The organism is Bacillus sp. FJAT-27445, from assembly GCF_001510665.1.
Taxonomy (GTDB): Bacteria; Bacillota; Bacilli; order Bacillales; family Cytobacillaceae; genus Bacillus_D.
Genome location: NZ_LMTI01000002.1, coordinates 419,324 through 439,298, shown reverse-complemented (window position 1 = coordinate 439,298; position 19,975 = coordinate 419,324). Strand labels below are relative to the sequence as shown.

Annotated in this window: 19 protein-coding genes and 1 pseudogene; 15 read left to right on the top strand and 5 right to left on the bottom strand. The window is 46.2% G+C overall.

The window, feature by feature from the left end; genetic code table 11:
- Positions 1 to 175: 175 nt before the first annotated feature.
- The 3 genes from AR337_RS06870 to AR337_RS06860 all read left to right on the top strand — a co-directional run bounded on the left by AR337_RS06870 (position 176) and on the right by AR337_RS06860 (position 2,543).
- A complete protein-coding gene (locus AR337_RS06870; RefSeq protein ID WP_059171272.1) occupies positions 176 to 709 on the top strand; it encodes a Spo0B C-terminal domain-containing protein in 534 nt (177 codons plus the stop codon).
- A gap of 64 nt (positions 710 to 773) precedes the next feature.
- The gene (gene obgE / locus AR337_RS06865) at positions 774 to 2,063 is read left to right on the top strand and encodes a GTPase ObgE (protein WP_059171271.1); all 1,290 of its coding nucleotides are present in this window, start codon (positions 774 to 776) and stop codon (positions 2,061 to 2,063) included.
- Positions 2,064 to 2,087: 24 nt separating this feature from the next.
- Positions 2,088 to 2,543: an ACT domain-containing protein gene (locus tag AR337_RS06860; protein WP_059171270.1), complete on the top strand. Its 456-nt coding sequence runs from the start codon at positions 2,088 to 2,090 to the stop codon at positions 2,541 to 2,543.
- A gap of 317 nt (positions 2,544 to 2,860) precedes the next feature.
- Here AR337_RS06860 and AR337_RS06855 read toward each other — a convergent pair whose 3' ends face one another.
- The gene (locus AR337_RS06855; protein WP_059171269.1) at positions 2,861 to 3,403 is read right to left on the bottom strand and encodes a transcription repressor NadR; all 543 of its coding nucleotides are present in this window, start codon (positions 3,401 to 3,403) and stop codon (positions 2,861 to 2,863) included.
- 206 nt (positions 3,404 to 3,609) lie between these two features.
- On the opposite strand from AR337_RS06855, the gene safA reads away from it, so the two are divergent.
- The 3 genes from safA to AR337_RS06840 all read left to right on the top strand — a co-directional run bounded on the left by safA (position 3,610) and on the right by AR337_RS06840 (position 7,783).
- Complete coding sequence (gene safA / locus AR337_RS06850; protein WP_059171268.1) at positions 3,610 to 5,943, top strand: SafA/ExsA family spore coat assembly protein; 2,334 nt, start codon at positions 3,610 to 3,612, stop codon at positions 5,941 to 5,943.
- Entirely contained in the window at positions 5,927 to 6,922 is a 996-nt protein-coding gene (locus AR337_RS06845; RefSeq protein ID WP_082686886.1) for an aminoglycoside phosphotransferase family protein, read from the top strand. The genes safA and AR337_RS06845 overlap by 17 nt, the downstream gene beginning before the upstream one ends.
- A 315-nt stretch (positions 6,923 to 7,237) precedes the next feature.
- Positions 7,238 to 7,783 (top strand): BofC C-terminal domain-containing protein, encoded by a 546-nt coding sequence (locus AR337_RS06840; protein WP_059171266.1) that lies wholly within the window; start codon positions 7,238 to 7,240, stop codon positions 7,781 to 7,783.
- Positions 7,784 to 8,323: 540 nt separating this feature from the next.
- Here the strand turns inward: AR337_RS06840 and AR337_RS22655 are convergent.
- Positions 8,324 to 8,522: pseudogene (locus AR337_RS22655) on the bottom strand (IS5/IS1182 family transposase); the annotation flags it as partial.
- Positions 8,523 to 8,874: 352 nt separating this feature from the next.
- Positions 8,875 to 9,393 carry a hypothetical protein gene (locus tag AR337_RS06835; protein WP_059171265.1) on the bottom strand — a complete coding sequence of 173 codons (519 nt, stop codon included), beginning with the start codon at positions 9,391 to 9,393 and terminating at the stop codon, positions 8,875 to 8,877.
- 135 nt (positions 9,394 to 9,528) lie between these two features.
- Between AR337_RS06835 and ruvA the strand changes: the two genes are divergently transcribed.
- The 6 genes from ruvA (at position 9,529) to yajC (ending at position 13,960) form a co-directional block, all read left to right on the top strand.
- Positions 9,529 to 10,140: a Holliday junction branch migration protein RuvA gene (ruvA, locus tag AR337_RS06830; protein WP_059171264.1), complete on the top strand. Its 612-nt coding sequence runs from the start codon at positions 9,529 to 9,531 to the stop codon at positions 10,138 to 10,140.
- Positions 10,141 to 10,150: 10 nt separating this feature from the next.
- Entirely contained in the window at positions 10,151 to 11,152 is a 1,002-nt protein-coding gene (ruvB, locus tag AR337_RS06825) for a Holliday junction branch migration DNA helicase RuvB (RefSeq protein WP_059171263.1), read from the top strand.
- Positions 11,149 to 11,355 (top strand): DUF2905 domain-containing protein, encoded by a 207-nt coding sequence (locus AR337_RS06820; protein WP_059171262.1) that lies wholly within the window; start codon positions 11,149 to 11,151, stop codon positions 11,353 to 11,355. Before ruvB ends, AR337_RS06820 begins: the two co-directional genes overlap by 4 nt.
- A gap of 45 nt (positions 11,356 to 11,400) precedes the next feature.
- The gene (queA, locus tag AR337_RS06815; RefSeq protein WP_059171261.1) at positions 11,401 to 12,429 is read left to right on the top strand and encodes a tRNA preQ1(34) S-adenosylmethionine ribosyltransferase-isomerase QueA; all 1,029 of its coding nucleotides are present in this window, start codon (positions 11,401 to 11,403) and stop codon (positions 12,427 to 12,429) included.
- A 72-nt stretch (positions 12,430 to 12,501) separates the two neighbouring features.
- Positions 12,502 to 13,647: a tRNA guanosine(34) transglycosylase Tgt gene (gene tgt, locus AR337_RS06810; RefSeq protein WP_172797526.1), complete on the top strand. Its 1,146-nt coding sequence runs from the start codon at positions 12,502 to 12,504 to the stop codon at positions 13,645 to 13,647.
- A 28-nt stretch (positions 13,648 to 13,675) separates the two neighbouring features.
- Positions 13,676 to 13,960: a preprotein translocase subunit YajC gene (yajC, locus tag AR337_RS06805; RefSeq protein ID WP_059171259.1), complete on the top strand. Its 285-nt coding sequence runs from the start codon at positions 13,676 to 13,678 to the stop codon at positions 13,958 to 13,960.
- A gap of 111 nt (positions 13,961 to 14,071) precedes the next feature.
- On the opposite strand, the gene AR337_RS06800 is transcribed toward yajC, so the two are convergent.
- Positions 14,072 to 14,467, bottom strand: a complete 396-nt coding sequence (locus AR337_RS06800; RefSeq protein WP_059171578.1) for a TIGR04086 family membrane protein — start codon at positions 14,465 to 14,467, stop codon at positions 14,072 to 14,074.
- Positions 14,468 to 14,643: 176 nt separating this feature from the next.
- On the opposite strand from AR337_RS06800, the gene AR337_RS06795 reads away from it, so the two are divergent.
- A complete protein-coding gene (locus AR337_RS06795; protein WP_059171258.1) occupies positions 14,644 to 15,312 on the top strand; it encodes a DUF421 domain-containing protein in 669 nt (222 codons plus the stop codon).
- Between the two features lie 62 nt (positions 15,313 to 15,374).
- On the opposite strand, the gene spoVB is transcribed toward AR337_RS06795, so the two are convergent.
- Positions 15,375 to 16,934: a stage V sporulation protein B gene (spoVB, locus tag AR337_RS06790; protein WP_059171257.1), complete on the bottom strand. Its 1,560-nt coding sequence runs from the start codon at positions 16,932 to 16,934 to the stop codon at positions 15,375 to 15,377.
- Between the two features lie 114 nt (positions 16,935 to 17,048).
- Between spoVB and AR337_RS06785 the strand changes: the two genes are divergently transcribed.
- Together AR337_RS06785 and secDF are read left to right on the top strand one after the other, a co-directional pair.
- Complete coding sequence (locus AR337_RS06785; RefSeq protein ID WP_059171256.1) at positions 17,049 to 17,345, top strand: post-transcriptional regulator; 297 nt, start codon at positions 17,049 to 17,051, stop codon at positions 17,343 to 17,345.
- Between the two features lie 187 nt (positions 17,346 to 17,532).
- Entirely contained in the window at positions 17,533 to 19,797 is a 2,265-nt protein-coding gene (gene secDF, locus AR337_RS06780; RefSeq protein ID WP_059171255.1) for a protein translocase subunit SecDF, read from the top strand.
- The last annotated feature ends 178 nt before the right edge of the window (positions 19,798 to 19,975 follow it).

Genomic DNA, 19,975 nt, shown 5'->3' with positions numbered 1-19,975 from the left:
GGAAACTCTAGCCTTCATGGTTGGAGTTTCTTTTTTTCTCATTACTGATGTCATTTTTTTGAAAAAAGCTGGCCATATACATAGCAGGATTTTCCGCAAGAGGCCATATTTGCATACGCGGCTTTCATTTTTTGTTATACTATGGGCAAACAGGAACGGGTACAAGGAGTAGCATATGGAGAAAAATTGGAATGTTGTCGAAGTGCTCAGATATTCCCGCCATGATTGGCTCAATCGATTGCAGCTCATCAAAGGGAATCTTGATTTGAATAAAGTAGACCGCGCCAAAGCCATTGTTGACCAGATCATCATTGAAACACAGCATGAATCAAAGCTATCTAATCTGAAAATGCCCATGTTTGCGTCGCTGCTGTTAACGGCAAACTGGGAAGGCCATCATTTTCAGCTTGAATATGAGGTGCTCCATGAAACGGAAACGAGGCCTGTAAATGATAGCGAAATCACAAAATGGACAACTGCATTTATTACATTATTGGACAGTTCCTTGGAACCTTTCCAGGAGAACAGCCTTTCGGTCTGCATTGACCAGGTGGATGAGGGGATTTGTTTCATTTTTGATTTTAGCGGAATAATAACAGGGACCAAGCTGCTGGAAGAATTCCTTGAACAATCGAAGAGCACAGGCGTCACTGTCAAGAATTTTTCGGACAATGAGCTTGCCATCGAGGTGTTCTTGCCGTTTCGCTAGCGGAAGGGAAATTGGAGCCTTGCCGTGTTTTTTCAGTATTGCAGCTAGACGGGAGGAAATAAATATGTTTGTTGATCAAGTGAAAGTATATGTAAAAGGCGGGGATGGCGGAGATGGAATGGTCGCTTTCCGCCGCGAAAAATATGTGCCGATGGGCGGTCCCGCAGGCGGCGATGGCGGCCTGGGGGCAAATGTCATCTTCCAAGTCGAGGAAGGCCTTAGCACACTGATGGATTTCCGCTATCAGCGCCATTTCAAAGCCCCTCGCGGAGAGCATGGCATGTCAAAGAACCAGCATGGAAAAAATGCCAAAGACATGATCGTTAAGGTTCCGCCAGGCACGGTTGTATACGATGAAGCAACAAATGAAGTCATCGCTGATTTGATCGAACATGGACAAACGGCCGTTATCGCCAAAGGAGGCCGCGGCGGACGAGGGAACTCAAGGTTCGCCACACCTGCGAACCCTGCACCCGAGCTTTCGGAAAAAGGGGAACCTGGTCAGGAACGCACCATTGTTCTCGAGCTGAAGCTGCTTGCCGATGCTGGCTTGGTCGGGTTCCCGAGTGTCGGAAAATCGACTCTCCTATCGGTCGTTTCATCCGCGAAGCCGAAGATTGCCGAGTACCATTTTACGACAATTGTCCCAAACCTCGGGGTGGTTGAAACCGAAGACGGCCGAAGCTTTGTCATGGCCGACCTTCCTGGCCTGATTGAAGGGGCCCATCAAGGAGTGGGGCTTGGCCACCAGTTCTTAAGGCATATTGAGAGGACAAGGGTTATTGTCCACGTCATCGATATGGCTGCGTCTGAAGGGCGCGACCCGATTGACGATTACCAAAAAATCAACGCTGAGCTGAAGCAGTATAATTTAAGGCTGACAGAAAGGCCGCAAATCATCGTCGCAAACAAAATGGACATGCCAGATGCAGAAGAAAACCTGAAGCGATTTAAGGAGAATCTGAAGGAAGACTTCCCCGTTTTCCCTATTTCGGCTATTACAAGGCAAGGCCTGCGTGATTTGTTGTTCGCGATTGCGGATAAAATTGCGGAAACCCCTGAATTCCCGCTTTATGAAGAAGCGCTTGAGGATACAAGCGTCAACAGGGTTCTTTACAAGCATGAGAAAGAGCAGGAGTTTAAAATTACGAGGGACCCGGATGGCGCGTATGTCATCGTCGGCGACAGCGTAGAACGCCTCTTCAAAATGACCGATTTCTCCCGTGATGAATCAGTAAAACGATTTGCCCGCCAATTGCGCGGCATGGGCATTGACGATGCTTTAAGGGAAAGAGGCGCGCGGGACGGCGATACAGTCAGGCTGCTTGAATTTGAGTTTGAATTTGTTGAGTAAGGTTCTGGCCAAAGAGGTGTCATGATGAGATCCAAGCGATTTGATAAAAAATTCTATCTGGTGAGGGAAGATGTCTTGCCGGATGTTATGAAAAAGACACTTGAAGCAAAGGAACTGCTGGACAGAGGGAGGGCGGAATCCGTCGGTGAGGCGGCTGCAATCGTTAATTTGAGCAGAAGTGCCTATTACAAGTATCGAGACACCGTTTACCCCTTTTCTGCAGTCATTAAGGAAAAGCTAATCACGCTTTTCTTCCATCTGGAGGACCGTTCGGGCTCGCTTTCAAGGCTGCTTGCCATCGTGGCGGATGCAGGCTGCAACGTCCTGACCATCCATCAGACAATCCCGCTTCAAGGCAGAGCAAATGTAACCATTTCCTTGGACATCTCTGCAATCCAAGGGGACATTGAAGAACTTCTCGAAAAATTGAGGGGCCTGGACTTTGTGGAAAAGGTAGAAGTCGTAGGAACCGGGGCATAGTTAATTTTTATATGTATCTATTGATAGTAAAGGCGCCGGGCAATGAGCCGCGGCGCCTTTTAGATTATGCTTGTTGTCAAATGGATCTTTGAAAATAATTAACCGATAAAATGAAGAAATTAATCGATAAAAGAAATAATTAATCGATATATTTTCGCAAAAAGAAAATCCCCATACATTTGGGGATTTTTTTACAATAAAAGTGTAAATTGGAACTACCGTTATGTAAATTTATGAATCCTTGTGGCTATTAAACCCAATCTTTTCAAAAAAGCATGCTCCAAAATCCTCTTTATCCAAACAGTACAGGTCCAAGATTAGCCAATTTCAATCAGGTATCCCGCTTTTTCAAGTGAAGCTTCCGCTTTTGCCAAAGCCTGTTCCGATGAAGCTGACAGGGTGTGAAGATGGTAGCCGCCAGTCAGTTCGGATAAAAAGGCCGCTTTCGTTTCCTGGATTTTTTTTATAAATTGCTTAACCTCCTGGCGTGTTGAAACCATAATGGAGGCGGTCAGGTCCCCGTAGACAGGATGTTCGATTTTAACATCCCTTACAGTCACTCCTTCATCGACAATTAGCATTAATTCTTCCTCGGTCTTGCCGGGGGGATGGAAGCAGGCAATTGTTTTCTCGAAAGTAGGGGAGAGCGTGGATTGCCTTAAATAAAGGTATCCTTGGCTTGTAGCGATAATTGGTTCGTTTTTCGCTTTTAGCAGCGTTATGTCCCCGACGATGATTTGCCGGCTGACCTTTGCTGTGGCTGCCAGCTCGCTTCCGGTAATCGGCGTGCTGCTATTTTTTAAAAGGGAAAGCAGCTTTTGCCTCCGTTCTTCTCCGAGCAGTTTCTTTTCCTCTTGCATATATACCACTCCTAAAGCAAGTAATCTCCATTTACTATTAGTTTAACATAACCTAAGGCGAGCCTGCGACAGCTTGGGCAAAGGTGGATACGGCAAGGCGCAATCATATTCTACAGGGCAATGGCATAACTTTCTATGTAGATTGTTAGCATTTTGCCCAGACCGACATACACTATATGGACTTATGCCATAGGAGGGAAATCATAGTGAAGATCCATATCGTACAGAAAGGGGATACTCTTTGGAAAATCGCCAAGAAGTACGGCGTGAATTTTGAAGAGCTGAAGAAACTGAATTCACAGCTCAGCAATCCTGATATGATAATGCCCGGTATGAAAGTGAAAGTTCCATCCGGAGGAGGCAATATAAAGAAAGAATCTTCCTCAGGCGGAGGGAAACCGGGGGTTACCATTCATCTCGGAGTTAAGAAGGAAGTGCCTATTGCTGAGCATCCGTTCGCCAACATAAAGGGGCCTGAGCCAGAGGAGTCCCCAGATGTCCCGATTCCAGCGCAGCCATTAGAATCGCCAATCGCACCATATTCTCCTAAAATGCCCCAGCAGAGCATCCAGGAAGTGGACATCGAAAATAATTATTTGTTGAACATGGCCAACATGTCCGTCCAGCAAATCTCGCCTAAAAAAGAATTCCCGGTTAAAAAGGAAATGCCGATTAAAAAGAAAATGCCGATTAAAAAGGAAATGCCGATTAAAAAGGAAATGCCAATTAAAAAGGAAATGCCGATTAAAAAAGAAATCCCGATTAAAAAGGAAGTTCCCATTCAACCTAAAAAGGAAGTTCCAATACCGCCGAAAAAAGAAGTGCCCATTCAGGCTGTAAAAGAAAAGCCGATAATACCTATAAAAGAAGTGCCAGTTCCCCCACCAATGAAGGAAATTCCAGTTCCACCCAAGGCAAATATACCAATTCAGGTCCCGAAGCAAGCTCCTGCTCCGGCACCAGTGATGCCAATTTACGAGGAACAGCCAATTATGTATGAAGAATATTGCTATCCTGTTACGCCGGTGATGCCTGGGGTTTGTTACCCATGCCCAGTACCGTGCCCTCCAATGACAGAACCGATTATGTCGGTGGAGAACTGCCCGCCTTATCCTATGGTACAAGGAGCAATGGCCATAGATCCATGTTATCCGCAGCCACAGGTACAGGGGGTCATGTATCAGTCAGATCCATGTTATCCGCAGCCAATTGTCCAAGGTGAAATGTACGGGGAACAGCCATATATGATGGGAGCTGAAGCGCCAATGATGACAGGAGTTGCTGGTACGATGTATTCGCCGCACTACGAGATGGAATCATCCTCCTCATCCTCATCTTCCATGCCATCGGGGCATCATATGGGCCACGGCCAGCAGCCTTATGGGCATTATGGTGAATATGGCAGCCAGCAGTATGGGTATGGGAACCCTGTTGAATTCCAGCCAGGTACGTATTCCGGGCAGCAAATGTATATGGCACCGCCCACGGGAGGCCAGCAGGTGTTTATGCAGCCAAATCCCGGAGAAATACCTCAGATGGGATACGGACAACAGCAGGTTGGAGGAATGCCTTCCTATATAGGCAGGCAGCTTCCATATGGCCAACAAATGCCTGGGGCAGGCATGGCGGAAGATGAATCATCAATTGTATATAGCGGAAGTCCGTACCAGCCGACTCAAACGGGCAGCCAGATGCCATACGGCCAGCAATTCCCGATGGGCGGCGGGCAAATGTACGGCCAGCCGGCTCAGATGGGCGGCCAGATGCCATACGGCCAGCAATTCCCGGTGGGCGGTGAGCAAATGTACGGCCAGCCGACCCAGATGGGCGGCCAGATGCCATACGGCCAGCAAATCCCGGTGGGCGGTGAGCAAATGTACGGCCAGCCGACTCAGATGGGCGGCCAGATGCCATACGGCCAGCAATTCACGATGGGCGGTGAGCAAATGTATGGCCAGCCAACTCAAATGGGCGGCCAGATGCCATACGGCCAGCAATTCCTAATGGGCGGCGGGCAAATGTACGGCCAGATGCCTCAAATGGGCGGCCAGATGCCATACGGCCAGCAGTTCCCGATGGGCGGCGGGCAAATGTACGGCCAGATGCCTCAAATGGGCGGCCAGATGCCATACGGCCAGCAGTTCCCGATGGGCGGTGAGCAGATGTACGGCCAGCCGACTCAAATGGGCGGCCAGATGCCATACGGCCAGCAATTCCCGATGGGCGGACAACAACTCCCAATGATGGGGCAATTTGGCCAACCATCCTTTGGCGGGCAGCAGCTGCCAACTTTAAGCGGCCAAATGCCATATGGCGAGCAACAACTGCCAATGATGGGCAGCCAGCCCGGAACGGAAACCACCCAATCCCGGCAAATGGATGGGCAACAAAGGAAAATGGCTGAAAGGGAGTTTGATCCTTTGATTCCAAGGATATTCGCTCCACCGTTCCCTTTTGCGCAGCCGCCGCTTCTGCATCCTTACGGAATTGGTCCTTCAGGTCCAGGCCAGTTCGGATTCGCCGATGAAAGCAAGGATTAGAGGGAACAGACCACAAGGAGACGATGAGTTAATTAATCGTCTCCTCTCTTATTTAAAAAAATCATTCCCTGCTACTATTCTTGAGCTCGAACAAATTCGGCCTGCCGTTTTTTATATTCGCTCCACTATGGGTGAATTCATAGTGAAAGGCTATTCTTCATTAAACCGCCTGATCCTCCAGGAAAACTTCACGGCAATATTAAAAAAGCATGGCTTTCGCGATTCATATTCCTTCATGCGACCAGGCAAAAGAGAGCCGTTTTATGCTGATGGTTTGTATTTTGGGTATATACAATATATTCCACACCACCCTAAGCATTTTTCATTCAGTAATGGCGATGACCGCGCAGGTGGATTAATGGTTCTGAAAAAATTCCATTCCGTTACCGAAGAAATCGCGGAAAGTTATCAGTTGACCATACCTCTCGCAAAGCAAATCGAAAAGTGGAAGGACAGGTTGAACCGCTTCTCTGCGAATGAATCAGTCATTAAGCCTTACCTAGGGACCAAGCTTTTCGAAGAAATTATTAACTGGGCTGACTTTGGGCTTAAGGGGATGAAAAAAAATGCGGGCATCTTTTCAAACGGGCCTAAGGTGGTTCTGCACGGGGATGTTGCCCACCATAATTTCCTCAGAGCCTTAAATGGGAGGATTTATTTGATCGACTTCGACTTACTGTCCATCGGGCCTCCTGTATTGGATTATTTGCAATATGCAAACCGGATTCTCCCCTTTATACAATGGTCACTCGGAAAGCTTATCGCTTTTAACCAATTTGCCGCATTAATGAGAAATGAAGCGTTCTTGTACGCTCTAATATACCCAACGGATATATTAAGGGAATGGAATAGGCTGGTGAAAGTGGGAGACCCATTGGATTTCCGTATGTTAAGCCAGGTTAAGGATTTAACTTTACATCAATTCAACGCCAGGCGGAAATTTATAAAAACGATTAAGTCAATGATAGATTCAACCTAAATTTCATACGGGGGCAATGCCTTTTTGGCTTTGTCCCCATATTAGAGGTAAAAAAAAGAGGACAAGCAGGAACGAAGCTCGGAACTTTGTCATTCGCCATTGCGTTGTTGATGCTAGTTTCCCTGCTAAGGAGCCTGTTTACAAAGAAGGACAAATCCCTCTTTTATAAAATCTGGCCTTTTTGCTAACTTATCCATACTAACCCCACCCCTCATTTTTGAATTCTTCCAAATAAGGATAATCGAACAAAACCGGGAAATGCTATAAAAGAAATTACCAGGCAAAAGGATAAGAGACCAGGAAGAGGTGGGCGAAATGAAGCGGAAATCAGCATTAACGGCGGCTGTATTCTTCATCATTCTGTTTGGCGGGCTCATTTGTCCGGATTTAAGGACGTTTGCGGCTGAAAGGATGTCCAGTACACATGCAAGCGGGCAGCAGGAACCTCTTCGCTTAAAGGTTACCTTGGAAGAAGTATATGTTGACGGGGAAGTCAGCCAGGAGCAACTGATTGAAACGGCTGAAAACTGGGAAGAATTTTGGGCAAAGTACCAAGGGTGGTCCGCGGTTGATATTGGCAGGGAGTCCGTTGTTCTGAGGAAACAGATTGAGGATATTTCTCCTCTTCTTAAGACAAATGGTTATTTCGGTCTGAACGGGGAAGGGGTCCTCGCCATTTTCAATGGAAGGCCTCCTTATTCCCAAATTATCCAATCGTTTTTCCAAATAGATGTTAAGAAGCTTGAGAGCAGGAAACAGGCAGAATTGCGCAAAGGCATTCCAATAAAAACGAAGGATCGGTATGTGGAAGTGTTGGAGAGTTTTAAAGCGTATTCTACCTTTGAAACAGGACATGAATAGAATAAATGTTTTGCTGCTCTTGCAGCAATGGAACCAAAAAGACGGACCAGGCCGCAATTGGCCTGGTCCGTTCTCGTTGTATAGGAATTGTGCTTGTCTCGAAGGCGTTTTTCCCTTTTGTTCTGCAAAATGGTATCCTTTGGGGTGATGCAGCAACCAAGGGTTTGTAAATGAAATTGTGTCTGAAATTTGACAGTTTTCGATATCTACCTTGAAATTTTCGATATCTTAAAAATTTTTTCGATATCAGTCTCGAAATTTTCGATATCGGACCGGAAATTTTCGATATCCGCTAACACGCCCCCAATTTAAGGGCGGCAACTTAAATAATGTCTGGAAAAACTAGTTCATAACACCCAAAACTGGTTGGTCAGGCCACTATTTCAGCTGAATAGCGCAAATAAATCGCTTGGAAATAAATGCCCAAGCGTTCAGAGTGTCGACAAAAGGCCCCGAGAGGGTATCCTCTCGAGGCCTTTTGTCATTTTTGAGAAATCTATAAGGTGAATTTGGTTTGGTGCATGGAGCGAATGGCAATTATATAAAAGTTATTTTAAAAAGAACGACTGGATCAATACTGGGCCGGCCGAACCCAGCCCGGAATACAAGTGTTCTACTAGATGAATGAAAAATCAATGGCCGATTCCAGCTTGTGTACTAAATGATATTCTGGAACCAACTGGTCAATGGTCAACATTTCTAATTGTTCACATTCATTAGCTTGATTTTTAGTCATCATGGCAGGTCACTTCAAACATAGTGTTCTTTATATAAAGGAAATTTTAGTTGATTGGAATGGAGGGTGGCGACTCCTCGAAAAACGCTACCGCGTTTCCTTCGTGTGTAGGCATATTCAAGGATGCCATTCAATGTCCTGCGGGAATAGCAGGATAGTCGAGACCCTGGACTGAGCGTAGCGAGGGAAGCGGCTCGGCCCCGCCCGCGGAAAGCGTCCACCCGGAGTGGAAATCTGGACGCACTGTCATTTCAATTTATATTTTAAAATAAAAAGACTGTAGGCAAACCCGAAACTCTTCGAGTTTGTCTACAGTCTGAACGCTTGGAAATAAATGCCCAATCGTTTTTTTCTATTACTTTTCAACGCCTGTAACGAAATACTTGCCGTCTTTAAGTTCAACCGTATAAGTAACGCCGTCCTGAGTTTTAACCGTTCCTTTGTTTGCATCACCTTCGATTGTTACATCTTTCTGGGTTGTCGCAGCAATCGGATGTGCGAAGAATGGATCAGCTTTTACGATGATTTGTCCTTCAGGAGTCTTTTCACCTGTTGAATAGTGCTCTGAAATTTGTTTTGCAACATCTTCACTGTAGTATTTTGTTAAAAATGTTTCGGCAGCCGCTTCGTCAGCAAAAGTAGCGTTTAGAACTGGAGTTCCGTCTTCAGCTGCGTCATGGGCATAAACAGTATCAACCTTGTTTTCAGCCATACGGACAGCATTGTACATCTTTGATTTAGCCTGGTCAGTGAGCTCGGCTTTGTTTTCTTCTTTGTTTTTATCCTCTGCTCCATTGGAGCCTTCCTTGTCGGAACAGCCAACCACCGCGAAAGCCAGAGTGAAAACAGCCAGTAATGCTAATAGTTTTTTCATTTGTTAATAACCCCCATCTGAAAATTAAGACCTTTCTAATTATAGTGAAATAATGAAATTGAAGCAACCATTTTGTTCAGGTTCATTAAAATAATATGGTAGAATGGAGTACAGCAAGAAAGAGGAGAGAGAGCAGTGTTTGATTTTATTAGTGGGAAACTGGACTTTGCAGGTCCTGAATACATAGTTGTTGTAAATTCCGGAATTGGCTGGCAAATCGCCACTCCGAATCCCTTTGCCTATACGGGGAAAATCGGGAGCGATGTGAAAGTCTTTGTTTACCATTATGTCAGGCAAGATGTAATGGGTCTGTTTGGCTTTTCTTCACGGGAAGAAAAAACACTTTTTACTAAGCTTTTAAGCGTTTCTGGAATAGGGCCCAAAGGAGCGCTTGCTATTCTTGCATTCGGGGAGCCGGTCCAGGTGGTCCAGGCAATCGAAAATGAGGATGAAGCGTTTCTTGTGAAGTTTCCGGGGGTAGGCAAAAAAACTGCGCGGCAAATGATTCTAGATTTAAAAGGGAAGCTTCAGCATATCACCCCCAACCTGTTTCCTGATTTGTTTAATCCGGATGAGGGGACGCCTGCTCCGGGGACCGGTTCGTGGGAGTTTGAAGAAGCGGTTTTGGCACTTAAGGCACTTGGCTATTCCGAAAGGGAAATCAATAAAATTTCACCTGAATTAAAGAAAGAGAAAATGTCAACCGACCAATATATTAAAAAAGCTCTGCAAAGACTTTTAAAATAGGGTGATAGGAATGGACGAAAGAGTTATTTCAAGTGAGGCGGACCAGCAGGACATCGTTTTTGAAACAAGCCTCCGGCCACGCACATTGTCCCAGTATATCGGCCAGGATAAGGTCAAATCGAACCTGGATGTGTTCATTCGCGCCGCACTAATGCGTGGGGAAACGCTGGACCATGTTCTATTATATGGTCCGCCGGGGCTTGGGAAAACAACACTCGCCACAATCATCGCAAACGAAATGGGCGTGAATATGAGAACCACTTCGGGTCCGGCGATTGAAAGGCCCGGTGACCTCGCCGCAATACTCACTTCGCTTGAACCCGGGGATGTGCTGTTCATTGATGAAATCCACAGGCTTCCGAGATCAATAGAAGAGGTTCTTTACCCGGCAATGGAAGATTTCTGCCTGGACATCGTCATTGGCAAAGGTCCGGAAGCACGTTCGGTCCGCCTCGACTTGCCTCCGTTTACACTAATTGGCGCCACGACAAAAGCTGGATCAATTTCCGCGCCTTTGCGGGACCGGTTTGGAGTTTTGGCGCGCCTCGAGTATTATAGGGAAGAACAGCTAAAGGAAATTGTTGAACGGACGGCTGACATCCTGAATACGTCAATCTCTGGGCCGGCAGCCGGGGAAATCGCGAGAAGGTCGCGCGGCACCCCAAGGATCGCCAATAGGCTGCTCCGCCGGGTCCGTGATTTTGCCCAAGTGAAGGGAAATGGAGAAATCGATCTTGCCATGGCAGTGGAAGCACTTGAACTCCTTCAGGTTGACAGGCTTGGCCTTGACCATATCGACCACAAGCTTTTAACCGGGATCATTGAAAAGTTTCGGGGCGGACCCGTGGGCCTTGATACAATCGCAGCTACTATTGGCGAGGAATCGGATACGATTGAAGATGTGTATGAGCCCTATCTTCTTCAAATCGGTTTCCTTCAGCGAACGCCGAGGGGGCGGGTTGTAACCGAGCTGGTTTACCGCCATTTCCATTTGGAGGTGCCCGAAAAATGACCGGATTGTCCAAAATGCTGATGGCAATTGGCGCAATCATTTTTTTGATAGGCTTGCTTATGCCTATTCTAAAGCTGGGAAAGCTTCCAGGTGATATTTTTATTAAAAAAGGAAATACTACCTTTTATTTCCCTGTTGTGACATCCATTGTGATTAGCGTTGTTTTATCGATTGTACTTTATATAGCCGGGAAGTTCAGGTAGGCTAACCACCTGTCCTTTATTTTATAAACAGTAAGGGTGTTACCAATGAAAGTGGATATATTTGATTTTCATCTGCCTGAGGAGCTGATTGCCCAGACTCCTCTTGAAAACAGGTCCAATAGCAGGCTGATGGTTGTCGATAAAAAAACAGGCGGCATTAAACATGAGATATTTAAGAATATAAAGGAATATTTGCGCGAGGGCGACTGCCTTGTCCTAAATGACACTAGAGTCCTGCCTGCTCGGCTGTACGGAGCAAAAAAGGATACTGGAGCGAAGATAGAAATTCTTCTTTTAAAGCAGCTTGAGGGAGATACATGGGAAACACTTGCTAAGCCAGCAAAAAGAATTAGGGTTGGAACGGAAATTGAATTCGGTAATGGGCTCCTTACGGCCGTTTGCACGGGTGAAGCCGAGCATGGCGGAAGGGTGCTGGAATTCAAATATGACGGGATTTTTTATGAGATTCTTGAGCAGCTTGGTGAAATGCCTCTGCCACCTTATATAAAGGAACAGCTTGAGGACAAAGACCGGTACCAGACCGTTTTTGCGAAAGAGAGGGGTTCCGCGGCTGCCCCAACAGCCGGACTTCATTTTACCGAGGAATTGCTGGACGAAATCAGGTCAATGGGTGTCAAAATCGCTTTTATTACACTCCATGTCGGCCTTGGCACCTTCAGGCCAGTGAGTGTGGATGATGTCTTGGAGCATGATATGCATTCCGAGTTTTACATTGTAACAGAAGGCACCGCCCGGCTTCTGAACGAAACGAGAGAAAACGGCGGCAGGATCATTACGGTTGGAACCACCTCAACCAGGACGCTTGAAACAGTCGCATCCGAACAAAATGGCCAATTCGCAGCGTCCAGCGGCTGGACGAGCATCTTTATTTACCCTGGCTACGAGTTCAAGGCAATTGACGGGATGATTACCAATTTCCATTTGCCAAAATCGACATTAATCATGCTTGTCAGCGCTCTCGCGGGCAGGGAAACAATCATGCACGCATATGAGACCGCAGTCAGCGAAAGATACAGATTCTTCAGCTTTGGCGATGCTATGCTGATTATTTAAATAGTATTCATTTTTTGAATCGGGAAATTGCCATACTCACTTTATGGCTCAATTCACCGATGGAAGGAGTAAATTGCATTGGCTGCAATTAAATACGAATTAATAAAAACATGTAAACAAACCGGTGCACGCCTTGGCAGGGTCCATACCCCGCATGGCAGCTTCGAGACCCCGGTTTTCATGCCGGTTGGCACATTGGCTACAGTAAAAACGATGTCCCCGGAAGATTTAAAGGAAATGGGAGCGAAAATCATCCTGAGCAATACGTACCATCTTTGGCTACGCCCTGGGCATGAAATCATCCGTGAAGCTGGCGGCCTGCATAAGTTCATGAACTGGGACCGGGCTATCCTCACAGATTCCGGAGGTTTTCAGGTATTCAGTTTGAGTGAATTCCGTAAAATTGAAGAAGAAGGCGTCCATTTCAGAAACCACCTGAATGGTGACAAACTGTTTCTTTCACCGGAAAAGGCAATGGAAATCCAAAATGCTCTCGGGTCGGATATCATGATGGCGTTTGACGAATGCCCGCCATTTCCTGCAACCCATGAGTATATGAAAAAATCGGTTGAGAGGACATCAAGATGGGCAGAACGCTGCCTGAACGCACATCAGCGTCCAGGGGACCAGGGGCTGTTCGGAATAGTCCAGGGCGGCGAATTTGAGGACCTGCGCAAACAAAGCGCCAGCGACCTTGTTAGCCTTGATTTCCCTGGTTATGCGATTGGCGGCTTATCCGTCGGGGAACCAAAGGATGTCATGAACCGCGTCCTTGAGTTCACAACGCCGCTATTGCCTTCAAATAAACCTAGGTATTTGATGGGGGTTGGATCGCCTGACTCCTTGATTGATGGCGCGATCCGCGGAGTCGACATGTTCGACTGCGTCCTTCCGACAAGGATTGCAAGAAATGGCACCTTGATGACAAGCAATGGGAGGCTTGTCGTGAAGAACGCCAAGTATGCGCGTGACTTCGGGCCGATTGATGAGAATTGCAGCTGCTACACATGCCGAAATTACAGCCGGGCATATATCCGCCACTTGATTAGATGCGAAGAAACATTCGGAATTCGACTTACATCTTATCATAATCTACATTTTCTGATAGAATTGATGGAGCAAGTCAGACAGGCAATTAGGGAAGACCGTCTGGGGGACTTCAGGGAAGAATATTTTGAGCGTTATGGCTTCAATAAGCCCGATGCGAAAAATTTCTAAATAGATTGTACTGAAAGGAGGTAATGATATGGGTGGAGGTAATCTTCTAGGTACAATAGGACCATTAATCCTAATGTTTGTCCTATTTTACTTTCTATTGATCCGTCCGCAGCAGAAGCGCCAAAAAGCAGTTCAGAAAATGCAGAGCGAACTGAAAAAGGGGGACCGCGTTGTAACAATTGGCGGCCTTCATGGTTTTGTCGATTCACTGGATGAGGACAAAGTTGTCATCCGCTGTGGGGATGGAAGCAGGCTTACATATGATCGTGCGGCAATCCGCGATGTTCACGCTTCTGAAACAACAAACAGCTAAACAACACAAAAAAGGCATTCCACAACGAGTGGGATGCCTTTTGTTTGAAGCCGAATGAAGCAGGGGACGTATCTACTGCTTCATTCACTGGATAAGCCGAACCCCATCTTTTTAGGAAGCTGTCCTTTTTGGCGAAGCAATATTCACGCCAAGGATTCCGCCCATCATGGATATAAGGATATAACAAATGTGGTAAACGATTTGCTGCGCGTCAAACAGCCTGTCATATCCCAGGTACTGAAACATAAGGACAATCAACGAATAAATCAGCCCGGTCATGCCCCCGATCAGCCAGCCTCTTTCTCCAGCTTTGCCGCCGGCTAGGAATCCTCCGCCAAACAGGCCGATAAAGGACATAGCTGTAATAATATACTCGAGCGACAGCTCACGAACAGACGTAAACCTCAAAATTAACGAAAAGATTAATGAACTGATCATTGCAAATACAAATATGAAGATCAGCCCAAAAACGATTCCTCTCCCGATGCCTCTGGTCTCGATTTTCATCCTCCCCTTCCGGCCCCGCTTTAATCCAATAGCAAGGCCCAAGTCTTTGCCTAGTACAAGCATATTCGCAAAGATTAAAATTAGAATTCCAAAATTGCCCCAGGTGGAAAAATGTACCGTACTTTTTTGGGCCTGAGTGAAGAGAATAAGGGTATCGATATCCAGGAGGCGTCAATATGGCTCATCATTGGGAGATACTGTTCCGGACTATCCTTTTATATCTCCTTATAATTGTTACCTTTCGCTTGATGGGGAAAAGGGAAGTTGGGGAGCTTAGCGTCATTGATCTCGTTGTTACAATCATGCTCGCGGAAATTGCTTCAATGGCGATTGAAAATACGAATGACCATTTAATCCATACCCTTATCCCAATCATTGCAATTGTGACACTTCAGATAGTATTTGCATTTATATCCCTAAAGAGCAAAAGATTCAGGGATTTGATAGATGGCAGGCCGTCCATTATCATCAACAAGGGCACAATTGATGAAAAAACGATGAAGAAGCAGCGCTATAATTTTGACGACCTGCTTGTTCAGCTAAGGGAAAAAAACATACGGAATATCTCCGATGTAGAATTTGCGATTCTGGAGCCTTCAGGAAAGCTTTCCGTTTTTAAAAAGGAGCCGCCAGGAAAGAAAAAAAAGAATGCTCCCGAGGGGGATATTACGATGCCCTTAATAATTGACGGGATTATCCAGGAGGAAAACCTGAAAAGAATCAACAAGACGAGCTTTTGGCTCCGACAGGAATTAAAGAAGCAGGGCGCACCCGAAATCAGGAAAATTTCTTTTTGCAGTTATGACCGGGGAGATCTTTATATTGATAAGCTTGATAAAAAGTAAGGGCTGGCTTCAGGAATGTGGAATATCCTGTCACCAGCCTCTTTAATTTTTGAAGGTCCATTTTAATAAGAAAGCCTTGATAGGAAAGGTCCGATATAAGGAATTCTTTTTAGCTCCGCAGGCCTAATCAGTTTTAGGAAAAGGACAAGGATTACATATATTGTCGCCATGCTAGCTACCGAAAGTACGACACGGAATAAAAGGGAATTCCCACCCGCAATGTTTATGTAGATGAAAGAACCGCATATTCCTGAAATAGCAATTGCAAGAAAACCTTTAAGGTACTCCATTATATGGAATGAGAACGATATTCTTTTCAATACTGTTGCAAAATGGAGTAGGGTGACCAGTACAAAACCGGTAATCATGCCGAGCGCGGCCCCGTTAATCCCGAACGAAGGCTGGGATGCTAATACAAATATGACAGCTGTTTTGACAATAGCGCCAATAAGGCTGTTAATCATTGCAGCCTTGGCGAGATTCATGGCCTGAAGCGCTGCCTGGAGGGGTCCCTGGTAGTAATAGAATAAGAAGAAGGGAGCCATAATCCGAATGAACTGCGCTCCATTACTGGAACCGTACATCAACATCATTAGCGGATCAGCAAGGACATACAGCACGGCAACAGCAATTCCGCCGGTTAAAAAAGAAAAACGGAGCGATTGCTGCAAGCGGTATTCAATCAAATTGCCGTCATTTTTTGAATTCGCCTCGCTGATGGCAGGAACTAGTGAAGTCGCAAGCGAATAAGTGATAAACGATGGCAAAAGGAGTAATGGCATCGCAAATCCGGTAAGCGCCCCATACTGTTTCGTTGCTTCCGCCGCGGCGATTCCCGCGAGCCCAAGGCTGAGCGAGACGACTATTGGCTCAAAAAACCAGGAGATGGAGCCGATCAGCCTGCTGCCTGTTGTAGGCACTGCAACATTCATTAGTTCCTTAAAGGGCTGCCTGCCGGACCGGACAAACTTAAAGAAATCCTTTCGCAATCGGAATTTTTTCTTCAGTTTAAAAGCGGTCATTAAGTAAATCAATGAGACGATTTCACCAATAACAGCTGAAAGCATTGCTCCCGCGGCTGCATACTCTATGCCGTACGGAAGGAATGCTTTAGTCATGACGGCAATTAACGCAATCCTGAAAAATTGTTCAAGAATCTGGGAATAGGCAGCCGGCTTCATGTTTTGCCGCCCCTGGAAATAGCCGCGCAGCACCGATGAAACCGCGATGACTGGAACCACCGGAGCAATAGCTATAAGAGGATAGAATGTACGGTTGTCTGTAAACAGCGTCTCGGAAAGCCATGGTGCCAGCAGAATGAGTGCGGGTGTGAAAATTGCAGACAAGGTAAGGGTTGTCGCAAGGGAAACGACGAGGATTTTTTTGATTTTACCATATTCCCCGCGAGCCTCTGCTTCTGCAATGGCTTTTGAAATAGCCACCGGGAGCCCGAACTGCGTAATTGTAATGACGAGGACAAGGGTTGGATAGGCCATCATATACAGGCCAACCCCTTCCTCGCCGATGAAGCGGGCAATGGCAATCCGGTTGATGAAACCAAGCACCCTCGTTATAAAGCCTGCCAAGAGCAGGATGGCTGTCCCTTTTAAAAACTTAGACATTCGTTTCCCACCTTCTCAAAATAGTGGATATCATATACAATTAACTATATGCAGCGAGGTGGACAAGAAGACACACGGATGGCTTAAAAAGACAAACAGTTACGGGAGGGCCAAATGGAAAAAGGGCATGTTTACGATCAATACCGGTCAACGCTTGCTCCTGTCCTCGAAAGCAAGCTGGATGAATTCCGGCTTCTCGGGAACAATTCAATTAGCAAAGAGGAGCTATGGATGTATCTCGTCAAGAAAAAATGGAAAAAGGACAAAGGAGAAAAGCTATTCCATCAAATTGTCCAGGATATCCTAACGGTAAAGATGAGTGACTTCATCAGTTTTGCAACAATGGAAACGTATAAGGAATCGCCCTTTTCCCTTGATAACGAAGAAGAGTGGAAAGAGTTGTTAAAATAATGCCTGTGACGGCGGCTCCGCTATCCATGCGGAGCTATTATTTTTTTGAGCCATTTGGATTAGGGTCGTTTTAGTACAAATTCCCAATTATAGCAAATTGACAGGATATTGCTGATAATTCATAATGAGAATATTGGTTAAAAGTAGCAATAGGTTATGTGCATGGAATTGAAGGAGGAACAACTGAATGGTTAAGCGCAACAGGATTGTGGCCTTTATACTTGTTATCGCCTTGGTTGGAAGTCTAATAGGCGCCACATCACTAAACATCTTAAAAGATATTAAACTCGGCCTCGATTTGCAGGGCGGATTTGAAATTCTTTACCAAGTGAAGCCGGCTAAGAAAGGCCAGAAAATTGACAAAAAGGCTCTCATTGATACTGCCGAAGCTCTGGACAGGCGTGTCAACGCGCTTGGCGTGAGCGAGCCGAATATTCAAATTGAAGGCACCGACCGGATCAGGGTCCAGCTTGCAGGCGTAACCGATCAGGCAAAAGCCCGTGAGATCCTGTCGACACAAGCAAACCTGACATTCAGGGATGCCGATGACAATTTGATGATGGACGGTGCCGACCTTGCGGAGGGCGGAGCCAAACAAACATTTGATGAGGACGGAAAGCCAAGCGTTTCTCTGAAATTAAAAAGCGCGGACAAATTCCGGAAAGTAACGCAGGAAATTGTCAACAAGGCGCCAGACAACTATTTGGTCATCTGGCTGGATTTTGAAGAAGGCAAAGATTCCTTCAGAGGAGAAGTGGGCAAGGAAGTGCCGGGTTTCATTTCGGCCCCGACCGTGAGGGAAGTCTTTAACCAAAATACAGTTTCGATAGTAGGATCGTTTACGCCTGAAGAAGCCCAGACGCTAGCGAGTCTTCTCAACGCAGGGGCTCTGCCAGTAAAGCTTACGGAAATTTACTCGACTTCGGTTGGCGCGCAATTCGGTGCGCAGGCAATGGATAAAACATTATTCGCTGGCATCATCGGCGTATTGGCGATCTTCCTGTTCATGATCGCGTACTACCGTTTCCCTGGATTCATCGCGACACTGACTCTTACGATTTACATCTACCTGACTGTACTCATATTTGATTGGCTGAATGTAGTCCTAACGCTTCCGGGTATAGCTGCCCTTATCCTGGGTGTCGGGATGGCGGTTGATGCGAACATCATTACCTATGAACGGATCAAGGAAGAAATCAAGGTCGGCAAATCGATCAAGGCCGCTTTCAAGGCGGGGAATGAAAACTCCTTCTCCGCAATTACCGACGCCAACCTTACGACTCTCCTTGCGGCGGCAGTTCTTTTCTTCTATGGGACAAGCTCCGTCAAAGGATTCGCGACAGGCTTGATCATTGGTATTCTGGGAAGCTTTTTCACAAACGTTTATTTATCAAGATGGCTGCTCGGTCTTTGGGTAAACAGCGGCTTCCTGAATAAAAGGGCAAGCTGGTTCGGCGTTAAAAAGAGCCAGATTTACAGCCTTGACCAAAATGTCGATACACTTGAACTACCAACGAAGTTCGACCGTTTCGATTTCGTTAAAAACAGGAAAGCCTTTTTCATAGCAACCAGTGCGCTTACCGTTTTAGGGATTATCATCCTTCTTATCTTTAGGCTTAATCTTGGCATCGATTTTACGAGCGGAACAAGGGTTGATATTCTTTCGGCCAAACCGCTTACAACTGAAAAAGTTGCTTCCGAGCTGAAAAAAGCTGGATTTGAAACGGATGATATCGTAATTTCCGGCGATAAGAAGAATATCGGTGTGGCACGTTTTAAAAAGGACTTTTCAAAGGATGAAGTTACTAAACTGAAATCGGAAATGCATAAAGTGTTCGGCGAAGACCCGACTGTGAACAGCGTTTCCCCGACTGTGGGTAAGGAATTGGCGAAAAACGCTATGTACGCGTTGTTGCTTGCTTGCTTGGGTCTAATTATATTCGTGGCCTTCCGTTTCGAATTGCCGATGGGTGTTTCAGCGATTATTGCCTTGCTGTTTGCGGCATTCTTCGTCTTCCCGCTGTTTAGCATTATCCGCTGGGAAGTGGATATTACGTATATTGCCGCGGTTCTTACCGTTGTTGGTTATGCGATCAATGATACGATCGTCACCTTTGACCGGATGCGCGAGAACATGCAGAAGCGACGCCGCCTGAAAACAAAACAGGAAATTGAGGATGTTGTTAACACTAGCATCAGGCAGACGCTGGGCCGTTCCGTCAATACGGTTCTTATGGTCGCACTGTCCGTTGTGGCGCTCCTGATCTTCGGAAGCGAATCGATCCGGAGTTTCTCCCTCGCCTTGCTCGTCGGTTTGATTGTCGGTACGTATTCGTCCATTTTCATCGCCGCCCAGATTTGGGTAGAGTGGAAAAATAAAGAACTGAAGAAAAAAGGCGTCCTGATCACGTACAAGGAAAAGAAAAAGTACTCCGATCAGCCGCAGGTATAATTTAAAGAACCGCGGGATTTCCTGCGGTCAGACTGTAGACAAACTCGAAGAGTTTCGGGTTTGCCTACAGTCTTTTTTAATTTAAAATATAAATTGAAATGACAGTGCGTCTAGATTTCCATTCCGGGTGGACGCTTTCCGTGGGCGGGGCCGAGCCGCTTCCCTCGCTACGCTCAGT